Origin of the sequence: Streptomyces sp. CB02959 (assembly GCF_002803155.1) — a bacterium.
Lineage (GTDB): Bacteria > Actinomycetota > Actinomycetes > Streptomycetales > Streptomycetaceae > Streptomyces.
Window position 1 is genome coordinate 40023 of sequence record NZ_NNBP01000005.1, and the last position, 19344, is coordinate 59366.

17 protein-coding genes are annotated in these 19344 nt (G+C 73.5%); 11 read left to right on the forward strand and 6 right to left on the reverse strand.

The window, feature by feature from the left end; translation table 11 throughout:
• Nucleotides 1-34: 34 nt before the first annotated feature.
• Together CG747_RS09940 and CG747_RS09945 are read right to left on the reverse strand one after the other, a co-directional pair.
• Complete coding sequence (locus tag CG747_RS09940) at nucleotides 35-517, reverse strand: hypothetical protein (protein ID WP_257980311.1); 483 nt, start codon at nucleotides 515-517, stop codon at nucleotides 35-37.
• 401 nt (nucleotides 518-918) lie between these two features.
• On the reverse strand, nucleotides 919-1983 hold the full coding sequence (locus CG747_RS09945) for an aldo/keto reductase (RefSeq protein WP_100601313.1): 1065 nt from the start codon (nucleotides 1981-1983) through the stop codon (nucleotides 919-921).
• 58 nt (nucleotides 1984-2041) lie between these two features.
• Here CG747_RS09945 and CG747_RS09950 point away from each other — a divergent pair, with 58 nt between their 5' ends.
• On the forward strand, nucleotides 2042-2830 hold the full coding sequence (locus CG747_RS09950) for a TSUP family transporter (RefSeq protein ID WP_100601314.1): 789 nt from the start codon (nucleotides 2042-2044) through the stop codon (nucleotides 2828-2830).
• Between the two features lie 31 nt (nucleotides 2831-2861).
• Here the strand turns inward: CG747_RS09950 and CG747_RS09955 are convergent, their stop codons facing one another.
• Together CG747_RS09955 and CG747_RS09960 are read right to left on the reverse strand one after the other, a co-directional pair.
• On the reverse strand, nucleotides 2862-3911 hold the full coding sequence (locus tag CG747_RS09955; RefSeq protein WP_257980312.1) for a class I SAM-dependent methyltransferase: 1050 nt from the start codon (nucleotides 3909-3911) through the stop codon (nucleotides 2862-2864).
• Between the two features lie 89 nt (nucleotides 3912-4000).
• Nucleotides 4001-4366 carry a cupin gene (locus CG747_RS09960; protein WP_100601315.1) on the reverse strand — a complete coding sequence of 122 codons (366 nt, stop codon included), beginning with the start codon at nucleotides 4364-4366 and terminating at the stop codon, nucleotides 4001-4003.
• Between the two features lie 309 nt (nucleotides 4367-4675).
• Between CG747_RS09960 and cutA the strand changes: the two genes are divergently transcribed.
• A complete protein-coding gene (gene cutA / locus CG747_RS09965) occupies nucleotides 4676-5050 on the forward strand; it encodes a divalent-cation tolerance protein CutA (RefSeq protein ID WP_180985466.1) in 375 nt (124 codons plus the stop codon).
• A gap of 154 nt (nucleotides 5051-5204) precedes the next feature.
• Nucleotides 5205-6146 carry a serine protease gene (locus CG747_RS09970; RefSeq protein WP_257980313.1) on the forward strand — a complete coding sequence of 314 codons (942 nt, stop codon included), beginning with the start codon at nucleotides 5205-5207 and terminating at the stop codon, nucleotides 6144-6146.
• A gap of 74 nt (nucleotides 6147-6220) precedes the next feature.
• Here CG747_RS09970 and CG747_RS09975 read toward each other — a convergent pair whose 3' ends face one another.
• Complete coding sequence (locus tag CG747_RS09975) at nucleotides 6221-6913, reverse strand: vancomycin high temperature exclusion protein (RefSeq protein WP_100601317.1); 693 nt, start codon at nucleotides 6911-6913, stop codon at nucleotides 6221-6223.
• Nucleotides 6914-7108: 195 nt separating this feature from the next.
• Between CG747_RS09975 and CG747_RS09980 the strand changes: the two genes are divergently transcribed.
• Nucleotides 7109-7564 (forward strand): gamma-glutamylcyclotransferase family protein, encoded by a 456-nt coding sequence (locus tag CG747_RS09980; protein WP_100601318.1) that lies wholly within the window; start codon nucleotides 7109-7111, stop codon nucleotides 7562-7564.
• Nucleotides 7565-7670: 106 nt separating this feature from the next.
• The gene (locus CG747_RS09985) at nucleotides 7671-8681 is read left to right on the forward strand and encodes an adenosine deaminase (protein WP_100601577.1); all 1011 of its coding nucleotides are present in this window, start codon (nucleotides 7671-7673) and stop codon (nucleotides 8679-8681) included.
• 24 nt (nucleotides 8682-8705) lie between these two features.
• On the opposite strand, the gene CG747_RS09990 is transcribed toward CG747_RS09985, so the two are convergent.
• Entirely contained in the window at nucleotides 8706-10859 is a 2154-nt protein-coding gene (locus tag CG747_RS09990) for a molybdopterin oxidoreductase family protein (protein WP_100601319.1), read from the reverse strand.
• Nucleotides 10860-11020: 161 nt separating this feature from the next.
• Between CG747_RS09990 and CG747_RS09995 the strand changes: the two genes are divergently transcribed.
• From CG747_RS09995 to CG747_RS10020, 6 genes are all read left to right on the forward strand, one after another.
• Nucleotides 11021-12052, forward strand: a complete 1032-nt coding sequence (locus CG747_RS09995; RefSeq protein WP_100601320.1) for a sirohydrochlorin chelatase — start codon at nucleotides 11021-11023, stop codon at nucleotides 12050-12052.
• Complete coding sequence (locus tag CG747_RS10000) at nucleotides 12049-13383, forward strand: deoxyguanosinetriphosphate triphosphohydrolase (RefSeq protein WP_100601321.1); 1335 nt, start codon at nucleotides 12049-12051, stop codon at nucleotides 13381-13383. The genes CG747_RS09995 and CG747_RS10000 overlap by 4 nt, the downstream gene beginning before the upstream one ends.
• Nucleotides 13384-13607: 224 nt before the next feature.
• Nucleotides 13608-14870: an NAD(P)/FAD-dependent oxidoreductase gene (locus tag CG747_RS10005; protein ID WP_100601322.1), complete on the forward strand. Its 1263-nt coding sequence runs from the start codon at nucleotides 13608-13610 to the stop codon at nucleotides 14868-14870.
• Between the two features lie 9 nt (nucleotides 14871-14879).
• Complete coding sequence (locus CG747_RS10010) at nucleotides 14880-15890, forward strand: pyridoxal-phosphate dependent enzyme (RefSeq protein WP_100601323.1); 1011 nt, start codon at nucleotides 14880-14882, stop codon at nucleotides 15888-15890.
• 67 nt (nucleotides 15891-15957) lie between these two features.
• Nucleotides 15958-17868: a DNA primase gene (gene dnaG, locus CG747_RS10015; RefSeq protein WP_100601324.1), complete on the forward strand. Its 1911-nt coding sequence runs from the start codon at nucleotides 15958-15960 to the stop codon at nucleotides 17866-17868.
• 354 nt (nucleotides 17869-18222) lie between these two features.
• On the forward strand, nucleotides 18223-19341 hold the full coding sequence (locus CG747_RS10020) for an RNA polymerase sigma factor (RefSeq protein WP_374701756.1): 1119 nt from the start codon (nucleotides 18223-18225) through the stop codon (nucleotides 19339-19341).
• Nucleotides 19342-19344 lie beyond the last annotated feature (3 nt).

Sequence of the window (19344 nt, forward strand, 5' to 3'; positions counted from 1 at the left end):
CCAACGGGCGGACTTGGATTCCGCCCGGCTTCTCTCAGACTTCTCTCATGGTGACCGTGGCCTGCTGAGTCGGGTCCTGCCACGCCTGTTCGTTCTTGACGTGCTGTTTCATCAGCGCGTCGTTGAAGTCCTCGTTCTCTTCGTGGTTCTTGGACATCTCGGTCAGCGCCTTGCCGATCTCCTGGAGCTTCGAGGAAAGATGCCCCATCGACTCGTACATGCCGTCCCGCACGCCCTCGTAGACGATGCCGAACTTCTCGCCGAGGTCGTCATCCCCCCACGGCGGACGGCCGTCCTTGCTGTCGAACGAGGTGAGTCCGCTCCAGAACTGTTCGCCGAACGACTTCTTCGGCTCCTCCGACTGCTGGCCGCTGGCCGGCGGACCGGCGCCCAGCGCGCTGAGGCCGTCCATCAGCCGCGCCACCGAGCTGGAGAAGTCCTCGCCGAGATTGACGAAGTTGGTGCCCTCGGACCTGAGGGCCTGCACATCGGTCTGGAACCCACTCGCGCCGGCCATGACGTCCCCCGTGTTCGTAATGGCTACCCCATGAGATGTTCAAGCAAAAGCATAGCGGCCTTTACTGACAGCACACCAGGTATGCGCCGCGTGGGGGAGGTCACCGCGATCGACGGCGCGGCGGCGTGCCCGGCCCCGCCCTCGCGCCTGCCCCCCCCGGGTGCGGGTCTGGCCTCCGCTCGGGGGGCGGGCGAGGCCGACGGCTCAGCGGGTGAGAATCCGCTCAACACTCGCTGGCACGCGTCGAGATGGCGGGCACGGACGCCCGGCACGGACGCTGCGACGCGACCACCGACCACCGACCACCGACCACCGACCACCGGCCGTCGACCGCCGACCGCTCGGTCACTAGGCGACCGTTTCCGCCAGCCGCTCTGTTCTCCTCCGCCGCCCTCGCTGTCCTAGCCGTTCCGGCCATCCGCCCCGGCGGAGCCGTTCGAACCGTCCGTCAGCGCGTCGAGACGCGCCAACTCCTCCTTCGTGAGGCTGATTCGGGCCGCGTCGAGGTTCTCGTCGAGGTGGTCGGGGGAGCTGGTGCCGGGGGTGGGCAGCAGGGCGGGGGAGTGGTGGAGGAACCAGGCCAGGGCGATCTGGCCGGTGGTCGCGTCGTGTGCGGTGGCGATCGAGGTCAGGGCGTCCGTGGCGGGGGTTGCGGAACCGCCTCCCGTCAGCGTGCCGTTGCCCAACGGGAACCACGGCAGGAACGCCGTCCCGGTCCGCTCGCACAGCTTCAGAACGTCCTCGGAGGCGCGGTCCATCAGGTTGTAGCGGTTCTGAACGGAGGCGATGGGGGCCAGCTCGCGCGCCCGCGCCAACTCCGCGGCCCCGATGCTGTCCAGGCCGATGTGGCGGATCTTTCCGGCCTGTCGGAGCTCCACAAGGGTGCCCAACTGTTCCGCCATGGGGACATCGGGGTCCAGTCGGTGCAGCTGGTAGAGGTCGATGGTGTCCGTCCTGAGCCGCCGCAGGCTCGCGTCGCACATGGCGCGCAGCTGCTCCGGGCGGCCGGCGATGTGCCAGACGTTCGGGCCGGTGCGGACGACCCCGCCCTTGGTCGCGATCACGAGCTCCTCGGGATACGGGTGCAGGGCGCGGGCCACCAGCTCCTCGGCCACGTCCGGGCCGTAGTTGTCGGCGGTGTCGATCAACGTGACGCCGCGGTCGACGGCCCGCCGCAGCACCGCCAGGGACCGTTCCGGGTCCTCGTGCCGCGGCCCCCAGTACCCGGCGCCGACCAGGCCACCCGTCCCGAACCCCAGCCGCCCGACGACCAGCGACCCACCGAGGGAGAAGACGGAACGGCCACTGTCGGCCGCACCGGCCCCGGTTGCGGCGTGCGCCCCGGTTGCCGCACCTGCTCGGGCCGCGGCGTGTGCCCCGGCCTCCGCCCCGGCCTCCGTGGGCTTCGTGGGCTCGCCGGGCATCTCGGGTTCCATGGCGGCGTCGGGTGTCGTCTGGGCATCCATGCTCCGCAGCTTAGGCATCGAGGCGGCCCGCGCCCGGACTCCTTCATAAGATCGTCTGGTGCCTCCCGACATATCGCTGTTCACGCTGGCTCTGCTCTGTCTTGCCGCCCTCGCCGCGGGCTGGGTCGACGCCGTGGTGGGCGGGGGTGGGCTGCTGCTGCTCCCGGCGCTGCTGGTGGGCCTGCCGCAGGTGCCCACCGCGTTCGTCCTCGGCACCAACAAGTCCGCAGCCCTCGTCGGCACCTCCGCGGCCGCGATCACTTACCTCCGCAAAGCGCCGATCGACGTCGGTATCGCACTGAGGATCAGTGCCGCGGCGGTGATCGGATCCCTGGGCGGGGCGTTCTTCGCGGCCGGGATCAACAGCGAGGTGCTGCGGCCGTTGATCATGGCCGTGCTGTTGGGGGTACTCCTCTTCATCCTCTTCCGTCCGACCTTCGGGGCCGCCGCCACACCATCGGGCCCGGTCTCGCGGCAGCGGGTACTGGCGGCCGTGTTGATCGCGGGCCTGGGGATCGGCTTCTACGACGGCCTGATCGGTCCCGGCACCGGCGCGTTCCTCGTCGTCGCGCTCGTCGCCGTGCTCCATATGGACCTGGTCAGCTCGTCCGCCACCGCCAAGGTCGTCAACGTCTGCACCAACATCGGCGCGCTGACGATGTTCGCCATCCAGGGCACGGTGCTGTGGCAACTGGGCGCGCTGCTGGCCCTCTTCAACCTCGTCGGTGGCGCGGTCGGCGCCAGGATGGCCCTCAAGCGGGGCGCCGGCTTCGTCCGCGGCGTGCTCGTCTGCGTCGTCATCGTCCTCCTCTGCAAGCTGGCCTACGACCAGTGGTTCGCCGCCTGAGGGGAGGGGCGCGGCGTGCGGAAAGCCCTCGTCAGAAGCGGCAGTTGTAGAGCCGGGACATCTCCCGGACGCCGGGTATCAGGGCCGCGGCGCGGACCGGCGTCCGATAGCGCGCGGGGAGCCGGCCGATGTCCGGTATCTCCAGGGCGCTGAAGCTCTCGACGATCTCCAGCCCCGGGCGCAGCCGGGCGATGTCCGCCGGTCCTCCACCCCAGTGGAGCGTCGAGCCGGTGCGGACGATCACGGTGTTGAGGCGCGCCGCGCGGACCGCGAACCGGCTGAAGAAGTCGAACGCCAGCCCGCCGCCGGGCGCATGGGCCATCAGCCGGCGGAGCAGCGCGGTGCCGTCCCGCTCGGTGAGGTACATCAGCAGCCCCTCGGCCACGATCATCGTGGGCCGGTCCGCGGGGACGCGCGCCACCCAGGCCGGGTCGGTGACGGACGAGGGGATGGCGGTGTATCCCGGCGGCTCGGTGAAGAGTTGCCGTCTGAGGTCGATGACCTCGGGGAAGTCGACGTCGAACCACCGGACCCCGGGGCCGGGGGCGAGGCGGTGGACGCGGGTGTCGAGACCGCAGCCCAAGTGCACCACCGTCGCTTCGGGGTGCGTGGCGAGGAAGCGGGCCGTCCAGATGTCCAACTGCCGGGCGCGGAGGGCGACCGCGGCCGCGGCGCCGGGGCCCACCCGGAGTTTCCCGAAGTCGTAGTCGAGTCGCCGCACGGCGTCCACGGCCATGGCGTCGCCGAGGATCGGTCGCGGGGCGCGGGAGTCCAGGGCGCGGCCGTAGAGCGTGGCGAGCAGGGTCTCCTTCGCCCCGGTCAGCCGCACCGGATGGCGCGCCTCCGCCGACTTCGGCGGATCCGGCGGATCCGGCGGATCCGGCGGATCCACGGGCTCCGGCCGCTCGGGTCGGCACCGAGGGCCCAGCGGATCCCGCGAGTTGCTTGCCTTGGATGCGTTCGGCGAGGTCGGCGAGGTCAGTGAGGTCGAGGGGTCCACGGGGTGCGCCGGGTTCGAATCGTTCATGGAGTTCATGACGTTCTTGGCGTTCTTGGCGTTCTTGGCGTTCTTGGCGTTCATGATTCGAGAGTACGGAACATTCACAAAAATGTGAAGTGCGGGAAGGTGTCGAGTTCTTGACCCGCCTCCGGCGTCTGTCGCCGCTGCCCTCAGGTCCGGGCCGCCGCACTCGCCGTGACGCCCCGGGCCCGTTCGCGCACTTCGGTGACGGCCGTCAGCAGCACCACGGAGTCGTCAAGCGCCTGCAGGCCGTGTCGGGCGTGGGGGAGCGCCTCGACATGACCGGTGGTCAGTACCTGGCCGCCGCCCGGGCCGGTCAGCCGGACCCGGCCGTGCAGCACCTGAAGGCTCGCCGCCGGCGGCGCGTTGTGCTCGTCGAGCGAGGTGCCGGCCAGCAGTGCGATCACGGTCTGCCGCAGCGGCCCGTCGTGCACGAAGAGGTGGGCGCTGCGTCCGTGGGCGGAGGCTCTGGCGTCGTCGAGCTGGTCGCGGACGAGGGTTTCGAGATTCACCATGGCGCGCGCCTTTCAGGTGCGGACCGGCTTTCGGGCCGGGGCCGGCGGCAGGGCTCCCCCCTCCATGGTTCTCCGTGCCCCGCACGGCGCAACCGGGACGTTCCGCGGTGGTCGCGGCGAATCCGGAGGCAATGGGACGTCTGGGTGCTTGCCGGTAAGGGGCGGCCCGCCGTGCGCCAGTTGATCATCACGGTCCGTACGATGCGAGGCGATCCCTTGATCGAAAGATTGGAAGATCGACCGGCCGGAGAGCCGAAACGTGCGACCCGCAAGTCCCACACCCATCCCGACCGCGAAGGCTGTGCAACCGTGGCCGACCCCACCGCACTGAACGAACCCGCCGCCGCCCCCGCCCCGGCCGGGCCCCCGGCGCGTTTCCTGACCGTGCTGACGACCACGGACAGCGAGCAGAAGGCCGAACGGCTTGCGCGCGGTGCCATCGAGGGCCGCCTCGCGGCGTGCGCCCAGATCAGCGCGCCGGTGACCTCGGTGTTCCGTTGGAACGGCGCCGTGGAGACCAACCAGGAGTGGCAGGTGCTGTTCAAGACGGCGAGCGCGCGCTACGCGGCGTTGGAGGCGTACCTCCTCGACGCGCACGACTACGAGACCCCGGAGGTCATCGCCACCCCGATCACCCACGGTGGCGCCGGATACCTTGCCTGGGTCGCAGAGGAGACGAGCTGACGTGCCGCGGACAACTGACGTGCCGAGGAGAACTGACGTGCCGAGTACGGCCGATGCACGGAGGGGCGTCGACGTACCGCGTGCGGGCGACGCGCGAAGCGGAGGCGACGGGCCGGGAGCGGCCGACGGCCGGTTGCGCCGGCGGGGGAGGGCGGTGACCCTCGCCCTGGGCATGGCCTTCGGCCTCGCCACCTCCCCGGTGAGCCACGCGGCCGACAAGGACCCCCATGCCCACGGCACCCAGTCCACCTTCAGCCACCAGTCCCGCCCCCGCGCCACCTGGACCAGCAAGGACGCCAAGGCCTTCTGGACCCCGCGGCGGATGGCCCAGGCGGCCCCGCCCGAGCGCGGCACCGGGAAGCCCGGGGCGACCTCCCCAAAGGCGCCGACCGCCGAGCACTTCGACGGGATCCCGTCCGTCGGCGTGCTGTTCTCCGTCGACGGGGAGGCCGGCGAGCACCACTGCACCGCCAGTGTGGTGCACAGCCCGCACGGCAACCTGATCCTCACCGCCGGGCACTGCAACCCGGGAGCCCGCGCCGCGTTCGTCCCCCAGTACCAGTCCGGGCAGGAGTCCCAGCCCTACGGGGTGTGGGCCATCGAGGACACCTACGCGTACTCCGACCGCGGCACCACGGGCGGCGGCGCCGACCTCGACTTCGCCTTCGCCACCGTCGCCCCGGACGACTCCGGGCGGCGCATCGAGGAGGTCACCGGCGGCAACGTCCTCACCGCGACGCCCGGTTACCGCAACCAGGTCAGCGTCATCGGCTACCCCAGCGTCCACAGCGACCCGGAGGACCGGGCGGTGCGCTGCGACACCACCACCGGGCAGTTGGCGGGCACCCGCCAACTCCGCATGGAGTGCAACGGGTTCTACGGCGGCACCTCCGGCAGCCCCTGGCTGACCGGCTACAACCCGCGCACCCGAACGGGCCGGGTCATCGGCGTCATCGGCGGTGTCAACGGCGGCGGCCCCCAGGGCCCGCACAGCGACCGCGTCTCCTACAGCCCGTACTTCGGCAAGGAGATCCTCAGCCTCTACGACCGGGCCGCCAAGGCCCCGGAGGCCCAGGACCAGGAGGAGAGCGGCTGAAGCCGGTCCGGCCCCGACCCGCCGGACGGGCCCCAGTGGCCCCGCGTCCAGGAGGAGGGCCCGGCGGCGGCGCGCTAACGGAGCGCCGCCGCCAGGCCCTTCTCCTTGGGGCCCAGGAAGTGCGGATCGGGCCGCAGCACCGCCTCCGCGGTCGCCTTGCCGGCCGCGAGGATCTCCCGCACCCCGCCGTACGCCCAGGTCACGTCGTGGTTCGCGGCGACCCCGACCCCGTACGCGTCGATCCCGGCCGCCGCGCACAGTGCCAGCGCCCGCCGGATGTGGAAGCCCTGGCTCACCAGTACCGCCCGGTCCACCCCGAAGATGCGGTGCGCGCGGGTGCAGGAGTCCCAGGTGTCGAAACCCGCATAGTCGCTGACGATCCTGCGGTCCGGGACGCCGTGCCGCACCAGGTAGCCGCGCATCGCGTCCGGCTCGTCGTAGTCGTGGCGGCTGTTGTCGCCGGTGACCAGGACGGCGCGGACCCTGCCGTCCTGGTAGAGGCGGACGGCGGCGTCCAGCCGGTGGGCGAGGTACGGCGAGGGCTCGCCGTTCCACAGGCCGGCGCCGAACACCACCGCCACCGGGGCGGCCGGCACGTCGGCGACCGTACGGACGCGCGGACCGGCACTGGCGTTCAGCCACGTCGCCGGCAGCAGCGCGAGCACCGCCAGCGCCACGACCACCTGGAACGCCCGGCGCTGCCCGCGCCGGGTCCGCGGCAGCCGCACGCGCCGTATCCACCCCGGAAACCCCCGCAGCCCCCGCATGCCCTGCCCCCGTTCCCCCGGCGCCCGCCGCGACGGGACCGTCCCGTGACCGATGTCGCATGCTGCGACGTGCCGCCGGCTGGCATGGTTGCACTGGGAGGACCGCCGTCGGCAACGTCACAACAGGTCGCGCACGGTCGGCGACGCCCCGTCGGCAACACCGCACCGCACCGCACCGCCCGTGGAGGGGCCACGATGACCACCGAGGCCGAGCGCCTGCCGTTCTTCGTCTACGGAACGCTGCGCCCCGGCGAGGCCAACTACGCCCGCACCCTGCGCGGCCGGACCGCCACCGAGGAACCGGCCCGGATATCCGGCGCACTGCTCTACGAGGGCCCCGGATACCCGTACGCCACCGCCGGGCCCGCCGACGCCGTGGTGCACGGCGCGCTGATCCGCCCCCGCGACGCCGACTACGACGCCGTCCGCACCGCGCTGGACCTCCTGGAGGGCTACACCCCGGGCGCCCCGGCGGGCACCGGCAACCTCTACGAGCGGGTGGCCACCGAGGCGGTCCGCCCGGACGGCCGGACCGTCCGGGCCTGGGTCTACCTGGCGGCCGAACCGCTCGCCACCCGCCTACGGGCCACCGGCACCCCCGTCGCCGGCGGCGACTGGACCGGCCGTGCCGCCCGGAAGTCCCCCCGATAGCCTGGACGACTCGTCCCGTACAGGCGACTCGTCCCGTACCGGGCGCGCCGCTCCGCACGGCCCGAGCAGGAAACCCGTCCCGCAGCACAGCAGAACAGGTGTGACCGTGCCCTCCAATCCCCCGAGCACCCCAGCCCACCGCCCCCTCCCCAAGGCCGAACTGCACCTCCACATCGAGGGCACCCTGGAGCCCGGCCTGGCCTTCACGCTCGCCGCACGCAACGGCGTCACCCTGCCCTACGCCACCGAGGACGAGCTCCGCCGCGCCTACTCCTTCGCCGACCTCCAGTCCTTCCTGAACCTCTACTACGCGCTGATGGAGGTGCTGCGCACCGAGGACGACTTCGCGGACCTGGCGCACGCCTACCTGGCCCGCGCCAAGGAGCAGGGCGTACGGCACGCCGAGATCTTCTTCGACCCGCAGGCGCACACCGCCCGCGGCGTCCCCATCGGCACGGTCGTCAACGGCCTGTCCCGGGCGCTGGACGCCGCCCCGGAGACGTACGGCATCACCACCCGCCTGATCATGTGCTTCCTGCGGGACGAGAGCGCCGAATCGGCCCTGACGACCTTCGAGGCGGCCCGCCCCTACCTGGACCGGATCACCGCCGTCGGCCTGGACTCCGCCGAGGTCGGCCACCCGCCGTCGAAGTTCCAGGAGGTCTTCGAACTGGCCCGGGAAGCCGGCCTCAAGTGCGTGGCCCACGCGGGCGAGGAGGGCCCGCCGGCATACGTCTGGGAGGCGCTGGACCTCCTCGGCGTGGACCGCGTCGACCACGGCGTGCGCTGCATGGAGGACGAGAGCCTGGTCGCCCGCCTGGTGGCCGACCGGATCCCGCTCACCGTGTGCCCGCTCTCCAACGTGCGGCTGCGGGTCGTCGACGACCTCGCCGACCACCCGCTGCCCGCCATGCTGGACGCCGGGCTGCTGGTGACCGTCAACTCCGACGACCCCGCCTACTTCGGCGGGTACGCCGACGACAACTTCACCGCCGTACGGGACGCCCTCGGCCTGGACGAGGAGACGCTGCGGACGCTCGCCCGCAACTCCTTCCTGGCGTCCTTCCTGGACGAGGAGACCCGCGCCGCCTACCTGAAGGAACTCGACGCCTGCTGACCGGCTGGCGGGCCCCGCGCGCCGCTACTGCTCCAACCGCTCGATCCGGACGGCGCACACCTTGAACTCCGGCATCCGGGACACCGGGTCGAGCGCCGGATTGGTCAGGGTGTTGGCCCGGCCCTCGCCCGGCCAGTGGAACGGCATGAACACCGTGTCCGGGCGGATCGCCGGGCTCACCCGTGCCGGCGCCACCGCCCGGCCGCGCCGGGAGACCACCGCCACCGGCTCGCCGTCGGCGACCCCCAGCCGGTCCGCGAGCCGCGGGTGGAGCTCGACGTAGGGGCCCGGCTCGGCGGCGTTCAGCGCGGCCACCCGGCGGGTCTGCGCGCCCGACTGGTACTGGGCCAGCACCCGCCCCGTGGTCAGCACCACCGGATACCCGGCGTCGGTCTCCTCGGCCGCCGGACGGTGCGTGACCGCCACGAACCGGGCCCGGCCGTCGGGCGTCGCGAACCGGTCCAGGAAGAGCCGCGGCGTGCCGGGGTGGGCCGGACCCCCGGCCGGCTCCGCGCGGGCCGTCTGCGCCCCCGCCACAGCCTCGGCCGGGCCCGCGGGGCACGGCCAGAACACCCCGTCCTCCGCCGCGATCCGCGCGTAGGTGATTCCCGAATAGTCCGCCGGACCGCCCGCCGACGCCCGCCGCAGCTCCTCGAAGACCTCCTCCGGGTCGGCCGGGAAACCCACCGGGTACCCCAGGCGGGCCGCGAGCCCCCCGAGCACCTGGAGGTCCGTACGGACCCCGGGCGGCGGGTCCACGGCCCGGCGGCGCAACAGCACCCGGCCCTCCAGGTTCGTCGTCGTCCCCGTCTCCTCCGCCCACTGGGCGACCGGCAGCACCACGTCCGCCAGCTCCGCCGTCTCGGACCGCACCACGTCCGCCACCGCCAGGAAGTCCAACGCCCGTATGCGCTCCTCCACATGGGCGGCGCGCGGCGCCGACACCGCCGGGTTGGAGCCCATCAGCAGCAGCGCCCGGACCTCCCCGCCCAGCGCGTCCAGCAACTCGTACGCACTGCGGCCCGGCCCGGGGAGCGCATCCGGCTCCACCCCCCCCACCCCCGCCACGTGGCGGCGCGCCGCCGGATCGTCCAGCCGCCGGTATCCGGGCAACTGGTCGGCCTTCTGGCCGTGTTCACGGCCCCCCTGGCCGTTGCCCTGACCGGTCAGGCAGCCGTAACCGGACAGCTCCCGGCCCGCCCGCCCGGTGGCCAGGCACAGGTTGATCCACGCCCCCACCGTGTCCGTGCCCTTCGCCTGTTGTTCCGGGCCGCGCGCCGTCAGCACCATCGAGGACGGCGCGTCGCAGAACATCGCGACGGCCTCGCGGAGTTGCGGCACCGGCACCCCCGTGAGGCGCTCGACCAGCTCCGGCCAGTGCGCCATCGCGGCAGCCCGGGCCGCCGGCCAGCCGGTGGTGCGTCCGGCGAGGAACTCCTCGTCCGTGCGGCCCTCGGCGACCACCAGGTGCAGCAGCCCCAGCGCCAGCGCCAGGTCCGTGCCCGGGCGCGGCGCCAGATGCAGATCGGCCTGCTCGGCGGTGCGGGTCCGGCGCGGATCGACGACGATCAACCGGCCGCCGTTCTCCTTCAGCTCGGTCAGGTAGCGCAGCGCGGGCGGCATGGTCTCCGCCAGGTTGGAGCCGACCAGCAGCACGCACCCGGTACGCGCCACATCCGCCAGCGGGAACGGCAGCCCCCGGTCCAACCCGAACGCCCGGCCCTGTGCCGCCGCCGCCGACGACATGCAGAACCGACCGTTGTAGTCGATCTGCGACGTGCCGAGCACCACCCGGGCGAACTTCCCCAGCGCATAAGCCTTCTCGTTGGTCAGCCCCCCACCGCCGAACACCCCGACCGCGTCCCGCCCGTACGCCGCGCCGGCCCGCCGCAGCCCGTCCGCGACCTGGTCCAGAGCGGTGTCCCAGTCGGCCGGCACCAACTCCCCGGTCGCCGGATCGCGCACCAGAGGGGAGGTCAACCGCGCCCCGGGGGCCAGCAGTTCCGGCGCGGTCCGCCCCTTGCCGCACAGCGCGCCCCGGTTCACGGGGAAGGAGGTCCGCGCCACGACCTCCACGGCCGGGCCGTCCGCCCCGGTGGCGGTCCGCAGCCCCATGCCGCACTGGAGGGCGCAGTAGGGGCAGTGGGTCTCGACGGTGGCGGTGCCGGCGGCGTTCATACCGGCCAGCGTCGAACGGGCGTGTTACGCCGGTGGGTCGCCCCGGTTTCCGGCACGCGGCGGACTCCTCCCACCGGGCGCCGAGCCCGGGGCGCCGCCCCGGTACACGGAGTTCCCCGACGGGAAACAGCACCGCAACGACCGGCTGCCAGGCTCGGCCCATGACGGCGCCGACAGCGAACCACCCCGCCCCGGAACCGAGCCCCTCCGCCGCCCCGCCGGCCCCCGACCCGTACACCCCGCCCCTCGCCTCCCTGGGCGCCGCCGGCCTCGCCTCCGAGATCAGCGCCGAACTCGGCAGCCGGCTCCGCACGGTCCGCCTGCACGGCTTCCGCCACCCCGCGGCACCGCCCCCCGCCCTGGTGGCCGTCGCCCACGGCAGCCGCCACCCCGGGGCCGCGCCCGCCGTGCGGGCCCTCCTCGCCCGGATCCGCGCACTCCGCCCGGGCCTCCCCGTCCACCTCGGCCACCTCGAACTCGACCGGCCGCTGCTCACCGACACCCTCGCCGGACTGCGCGCCCCAGCCGACGCGACCGGCCCGGCCGGGGAGGTCGGCGAGGTCGTCCTCGTACCGCTGTTGTTCGGCCACGGCCACCACGTCACCCGGGACCTGCCCGCCGCGCTCGCCGCCGCCCCGCACCTCAACGGACGGACAGCCGCCCCCCTGGGCCCGCACCCGCTCCTGGTGGAGGCGCTGCACGCCCGGCTCCTGGAAGCCGGCCTCCGCACCGGCCCCCACCGCGGCGGCCGCCCCGCCGTCGTCCTGGCCGCCGCCGGCTCCCGCGCCGCCCGCTCCGCCCGGGACACCGCCCGCACCGCCCGCCTGCTCTCCACCCGCCTCGGCGGCGTCCCCGTCCTGCCCGCCTACGCCCACCCGTCGCCCGCCACCGCCCCGAGCGGAGACGCGTCGCGTCGCCCCTCCCCGACTGCCGCGTCCCCGACCGTCCCCGAAGCCGTCCGCACCCTGGTCGACCGCGGCCACCACCCCCGCGACATCGCCGTCGCCGGCTGCTTCGCCGCCCCCGGCCACTTCGCCGACCGGTGCGCGGCCCTCGCCCCCGGGCCCGCCGCCGCACCCCTGGGCGACCACCCCGCACTGGCCCGCCTCGTACTGCACCGCTACGACCAGGCGATCTCCGCACGTACCGGATCCGGCGCCGAGGGCATCAGGGCGGCTACCGTCGCGGTATGACGGGCACAACACGGGCAACCCCTCCCAGTCCGGGCCAGGACCCGCACGCGGCGCTCCCCGGCTACACCGCGGCGGACGCCGAGCGCTGGGTCCCCGAACCGGACAAGCGTCCCGGGCGCACCGCCTTCCAGCGCGACCGCGCCCGGGTCCTGCACTCCGCCGCACTGCGCCGGCTCGCCGGCAAGACCCAGGTCGTCACCCCGGGCAGCGCCACCCAGGCATGGGACGCCAGCCCCCGCACCCGGCTCACGCACTCCCTGGAGTGCGCCCAGGTGGGCCGCGAACTGGGCGCCGCCCTCGGCTGCGACCCGGACCTGGTCGAGGTCGCCTGCCTCGCGCACGACCTCGGCCACCCGCCCTTCGGGCACAACGGCGAACAGGCCCTCAACGAGGTCGCCGCCCCCTGCGGCGGCTTCGAGGGCAACGCCCAGTCGCTGCGCCTACTGGCCCGCCTGGAACCCAAGCGGTTCGTGCCGTCCCCGGACGGCACCCCGGTCAGCGTCGGCCTCAACCTCACCCGCGCCGCCCTGGACGCCGCCACCAAGTACCCCTGGCCGCGCGGCGCCCACCCCGACGGCCCCACCGCCCCGAAATTCGGCGTCTACGCCGACGACCAGCCGGTCTTCGCGTGGTTCCGGCAGGGCGCCCCGCCCGCCCGGCGCAGCTTCGAGGCGCAGGTCATGGACTGGTCCGACGACGTCGCCTACTCGGTCCACGACGTCGAGGACGGGCTGCACGCCGGCCACCTGGACCCCAACGTCCTGCTCGCCGACCCCGAGCGCGCCGAGATCTTCGCGGTCGCCGCGGAACGCTACGCCCCCGGCGCCGCCGAGGCGGAGCTGGCGGCCGCCCTGGACCGCCTCCTGGAGCAGGAGTGGTGGCCGCACGGCTACGACGGCTCGGCGCTCGCCCAGGCCCGCCTCAAGGACGCCACCAGCCAGCTCATCGGCCGGTTCTGCCTGGCCGCGGAGGCCGCCACCCGGGCCGGGCACGGCACCGGGCGGCTCACCCGCTACGCGGCGGAGTTGGTGGTTCCGGCCGAAACCCGGCTGGAATGCGCCGTTCTCAAGGCGGTCGCCGACCGCTACGTCATGCAGCGCCGCGACCAGGAAGCGCTCCGCGCCGACCAGCGCGTGGTCATCGCCGAACTCGCCGAGGCACTGCTCTCCCGCGCCCCCGACGGCCTTGACCCGCAGTTCCGTTCGCTGTTCGACACGGCCCCCGACGACACCGCCCGTATGCGGGCCGTCATCGACCAGATCGCCGCGCTCACCGACGCCTCGGCGCGTACTCTTCACGCCCGCCTCACACGTCCCCCTGGTAACCGTTAGGGCAACCCTGGGTGACCCTTGGGGGGCGGCCCCTCTTCCCCCCTCACGCTCCGTGCGGGACGCTCGTCCCCGCACGGACGTACGGGAACCCGAAAACCGTCGAACGCATCAACGGAACGAGGAGGAAACGGGGGGCACCGGAAACGGGGCAGCAACGGGGGGACCAACGGGGGCGTTCACGGACGCGGACGCGGACGTACGGCACCGCAACGAGGAGGAAGCAAGTGGTCGACACGCACCAGACGTTCGTCATCGTCGGGGGTGGCCTGGCCGGGGCGAAGGCCGCGGAGACACTCCGCGCGGAAGGGTTCACCGGCCGGGTGATCCTCATCTGCGACGAACGCGACCACCCCTACGAGCGCCCCCCGCTCTCCAAGGGGTACCTGCTCGGCAAGGAGGAACGGGACAGCGTCTTCGTCCACGAACCCGCCTTCTACGCCCAGGCCCGGATCGAACTCCACCTCGGCCAGCCCGCCGTCCACCTGGACCCCGCGGGCCGCACCGTCCGCCTGGGCGACGGCACCCTCATCGCCTACGACAAGCTCCTGCTGGCCACCGGCGCCGAACCCCGCCGCCTGGACATCCCCGGCACCGGCCTGGCCGGCGTGCACCACCTCCGCCGCCTCGCGCACGCCGAACGGCTCCGCGGCGTCCTCGCCTCCCTAGGGCGCGAGAACGGCCACCTGGTCATCGCCGGCGCCGGCTGGATCGGCCTCGAAGTCGCCGCCGCGGCCCGCTCCTACGGCGCCGAGGTCACCATCATCGAGCCCGAACCGACCCCCCTGCACGGCATCCTCGGACCCGAACTCGGCGCCCTCTTCACCGACCTGCACAGCGAACACGGCGTCCGCTTCCACTTCGGCGCCCGCCTCACCGAGATCGTCGGCCACGACGGCATGGTGGTCTCGGTCCGCACCGACGACGGCGAGGAACACCCCGCCCACGACGTGCTCGCCGCCATCGGCGCCGCCCCCCGCACCGCCCTCGCCGAACAGGCCGGCCTCGACGTCGTCGACCGCGCCGACGGCGGCGGCATCGCCGTCGACGCCGCACTGCGCACCTCCGACCCGTACATCCACGCCGCCGGCGACGTCGCCGCCGCCGACCACCCCCTCCTGGACACCCGGCTGCGCGTCGAGCACTGGGCCAACGCACTCAACGGCGGCCCGGCCGCCGCCCGCGCCATGCTCGGGCAGGACATCAGCTACGACCGCGTCCCGTACTTCTTCTCCGACCAGTACGACCTCGGCATGGAGTACTCCGGCTACGCCCCGCCCGGCTCCTACGACCAGGTCGTCTGCCGCGGCGACGTCGGCAAACGGGAGTTCATCGCCTTCTGGCTCAGCGAGGGACGGGTCCTGGCCGGCATGAACGTCAACGTCTGGGACGTCGCCGAACACATCCAGCAACTGATCCGCTCCGGTGCCCCGTTGAACCCCGAGGAACTGGCCGATCCCACCATTCCACTGGCCTCCCTGCACACGTAACGTGCCCGTATGAGCCCTGGCCCCACAAGCCCCACCGGCAGCGCCGCCCCCGGCGGAACCGGCGCCCCGGCCGTCACCCTCGACGACGTCCGGGACGCCGCCCGCCGGCTGTCCGGCGCGGCCCACCGCACCCCGGTACTGCGCTCCCGCACCCTCGACGCGCGCACCGGCACGCAGACATTCCTCAAGTGCGAGAACTTCCAGCGGGCCGGCGCCTTCAAATTCCGCGGCGCCTACCACGCCCTCTCCCACCTCACCCCCGAAGAACTCGCCCACGGCGTCGTCGCCTACTCCTCCGGCAACCACGCCCAGGCCGTCGCCCTCGCCGCCCGGGAACTCGGCACCCGCGCCGTCATCGTCATGCCCGCGGACACCCCGCGCTCCAAAAGGGACGCCACCGCCGGCTACGGCGCCGAGATCGTCACCTACGACCGCTACACCGAGGACCGCGCGGCCATCAGCGGCCGGATCGCCCGGGAACGGGGCCTGACCCTGATCCCCCCGTACGACCACCCGCACGTCATCGCCGGCCAGGGCACCACCGCCCTGGAGCTCCTGGAGGAGACCGGCCCGCTCGACGCCCTCCTGGTGCCCGTCGGCGGCGGCGGGCTGATGGCCGGCGCCGCCACCGCCGCCACCGCGCTGACCCCCGGCATCCGCATGATCGGCGTCGAACCCGCCGCCGGCGACGACACCCGCCGCTCCCTGGCCGCCGGCCACCGCGTCACCGTCCCCGTACCCCGCACCATCGCCGACGGCCAGGCCGTCGAGACCCCCGGCGAGCTGACCTTCGCGATCAACCGGCGGCTGGTCGACTCCGTGGTCCTCGTCACCGACGACGAGATCCGCGCCGCCATGGCCTTCGCCTTCGAACGACTCAAGATCGTCGTCGAACCCAGCGGCGCCAGCGCCCTAGCCGCCCTGCTCGCCGGGCACCTCGACCACCCCCCGGCCCGCACCGGCGTGATCATCTCCGGCGGCAACATCGGCCCGGACCGCTTCCGGGAACTCCTCGGCTGACCCGCCCCGCACCCCGGCCGACCCGCACCCGACGGGAACTGTCGGACCCCCACCGTAGAATTCACCCGTGGCAGGCAGGATCAACGATGACGATGTGAAGGCGGTACGGGACGCGGTCCCGATCGACGCCGTCGTGTCCGAGTACCTCCAGCTCCGCAACGCCGGCGGCGGCAACCTCAAGGGCCTGTGCCCCTTCCACGACGAGAAGTCCCCGTCGTTCCACGTGAGCCCCGCCAAGGGGCTCTACCACTGCTTCGGCTGCCAGGAGGGCGGCGACACCGTCGACTTCGTCATGAAGATCGACCACCTCTCCTTCGCCGAGACCATCGAACGCCTCGCCGCCCAGGCCGGCATCACCCTCCGCTACGAGGAGGGCGGCTACACCCCCGGCCGCCAGCAGGGCGAACGCACCCGCCTCGTCGAGGCCCACAAGGCCGCCGCCCAGTACTACACCGACCAGCTCGACAGCCCCGAGGCGGAGATCGGCCGCCGGTTCCTCGCCGACCGCGGCTTCGACCAGGACGCCGCCCGGCACTTCAGCGTCGGCTACAGCCCCGCCGGCTGGGACCACCTCACCCGCTTCCTGCGCGGCCGCGGCTTCACCGACAAGGAACTGATCCTCTCCGGCCTCTCCCAGGAAGGCCGCCGCGGCCCCATCGACCGCTTCCGCGGCCGCCTGATGTGGCCCATCCGCGACATCGCCGGCGAGGTCGTCGGCTTCGGCGCCCGCAAGCTCCGCGACGACGACAACGGCCCCAAGTACCTCAACACCCCCGAGACCCCCCTCTACCGCAAGTCCCAGGTCCTCTACGGCATCGACCTCGCCAAGAAGGAGATCGCCCGCACCAACCGCGCGGTGGTCGTCGAGGGCTACACCGACGTCATGGCCTGCCACCTCGCCGGCATCACCACCGCCATCGCCACCTGCGGCACCTCCTTCGGCGAGGGCCACATCAAGATCCTCCGCCGGCTGCTGATGGACAACTCCGGCTCCGAGGTGGTCTTCACCTTCGACGGCGACGCCGCCGGCCAGAAGGCCGCCCTGCGCGCCTTCGAGGACGACCAGAAGTTCGCCGCCGAAACCTCCATCGCCATCACCCCCGGCGGCATGGACCCCTGCGACCTGCGGCTCGCCAAGGGCGACCAGGCCGTCGCCGACCTCGTCGAGTCCCGCACCCCGCTCTTCGAGTTCGCCCTCCGCCACGTCGTCTCCCGGCACAACCTCGACACCCCGGTCGGCCGCGCCGCCGCCCTCGACGAGGCCGCCCCCATCGTCGCCCGCATCAAGAACAGCGCCATCCAGCACGAATCCGCCGTCCAGCTGGCCGGCATCCTCGGCATCCTGGACACCCAGTTCGTCGTCCGCCGGGTCTCCCAGCTCGCCCGCTGGGCCCGCGAGCGCGGCCGCGACGGCGGCCCCGGCCAGGACCGCCCGCAGCGCCGCGCGGCATCCCCCGCCGCCGAGCCGCAGCGCCCCGCCCCCGGCGGCCCCGCCCTCAACCTCCGCAGCCCCGCCCACCGCGTCGAGCGGGAACTCCTCAAACTCGCCCTGCAGCGCCCCGACCTCGTCTCCCCGACCTTCGACGCCTACGGTGCCGACGAGTTCACCGCACCCCCGTACGCCGTCGTCCGCCAGTGCATCGAGGAGGCCGGCGGCGCCACCGCCGGATCCACCGACGGCGACTACCTGGCCCGGGTGCGCGAAGCCGCCCCCGACGACACCGTCCGCGCCATGGTCACCGAACTCGCCGTCGAGCCGCTGCACACCCGCCGCGACCCCGACGAGGCGTACGCGGGCGTCCAGTTGGTCGCCGTCCGCCTCGCCGCCGTCAACCAGCGCGTCATGGAGATCCGCGGCACCCTCCAGCGCCTGGGCCCACGCGCCGACCCCCAGCAACTCACCGCCGTCCAGAACGAACTCTGGGTCCTCCAGCAGTACGGCCAGTCCCTCCGCGAACGCGGCGCCACCGCCCTCTAGGGCGCCCCGATCCGGACCCACCGGACGGGCCCCGGGCCTCCACGCCCCGCACCGGCCGACCCCACCCGCCCCAGGAATCCCGCCGCCCTCCGCCGGCACCTCCCGGTAGCCATTCGGTCACGGACCGGACTCAAAAAGTGCTCGCACGCCCCTCGTGGCGGACATGTGTCGTACTCCACACTGAGGAGCGGTGCCGCAAGTCCCCGGAGCGCGGCACATCCGGCCGTACGCGCCGCCGTACGGGCCGTGAGCCCCCGCGCAGCCGCTCGTGACGTGGGGCGGACCCGGCAGGCTCGGCCGCCCCCGCCCCGGGCCTCGTGCCGCCCAGCAGCGATCACCCTGGAGGTCGCCCCCGTGCAGACCCGGACCCTCTCCGCCGCACCTGCCGGTGGCGCACCGGCCGCCCCGCCCGATATCGGCCTCCGCACCGCCCCGGTCACGGTGCCGCAGCAAGCCGAACCCCCCGCCGCCGAACTCCTCACCCCACCGGACACCCCCGACGCGACAGAGGCCCCCGACACCCCCGACACCACGGATCCCGCCCCCCGCGCCGACACCAGCGGCCCGTCCTCCGACCTCTTCCGCCAGTACCTCCGCGAGATCGGCCGGATCCCCCTGCTCACCGCGGCCGAGGAGGTCGACCTGGCCCGCCGCGTCGAAGCCGGCCTCTTCGCCGAGGAGAAACTCACCCGCACCCCCGACCTCGACTCCCAACTCGCCCACGAACTCGACACGTTGGTGGTCCGCGGCCGGATCGCCAAACGCCGCCTCATCGAGTCCAACCTGCGCCTGGTGGTCTCCGTCGCCAAACGCTACGTAGGCCGCGGCCTGACCATGCTCGACCTCGTCCAGGAGGGCAACCTCGGCCTGATCCGCGCCGTCGAGAAGTTCGACTACGCCCGCGGCTACAAGTTCTCCACCTACGCGACCTGGTGGATCCGCCAGGCCATGTCCCGCGCCCTCGCCGACCAGGCCCGCACCATCCGCGTGCCCGTCCACGTCGTCGAACTGATCAACCGCGTCGTCCGCGTCCAACGCCGCATGCTCCAGGAACGCGGCTGCGAACCCACCCCCGAGGAGGTCGCCGCCCACCTCGGCCTCACCCCCGAACGCGTCACCGACGTCCTGCGACTCGCCCAGGAACCGGTCTCCCTGCACGCCCCCGTAGGCGAGGAGGACGACGTCGCCCTCGGCGACCTCATCGAGGACGGCGACGCCGCCTCACCCGTGGAATCCGCCGCGTTCCTCCTGCTCCGCGAACACCTCGACGCGGTCCTCTCCACCCTCGCCGAACGCGAACGCAAGGTCGTCCAGCTCCGCTACGGCCTCGCCGACGGCCGCCCCCGCACCCTGGAGGAGATCGGCCGGATCTTCGGCGTCACCCGCGAACGCATCCGGCAGATCGAGTCCAAGACCCTCGGCAAACTCCGCGACCACGCCTTCGCCGACCAGCTCCGCGGCTACCTCGACTGAAAC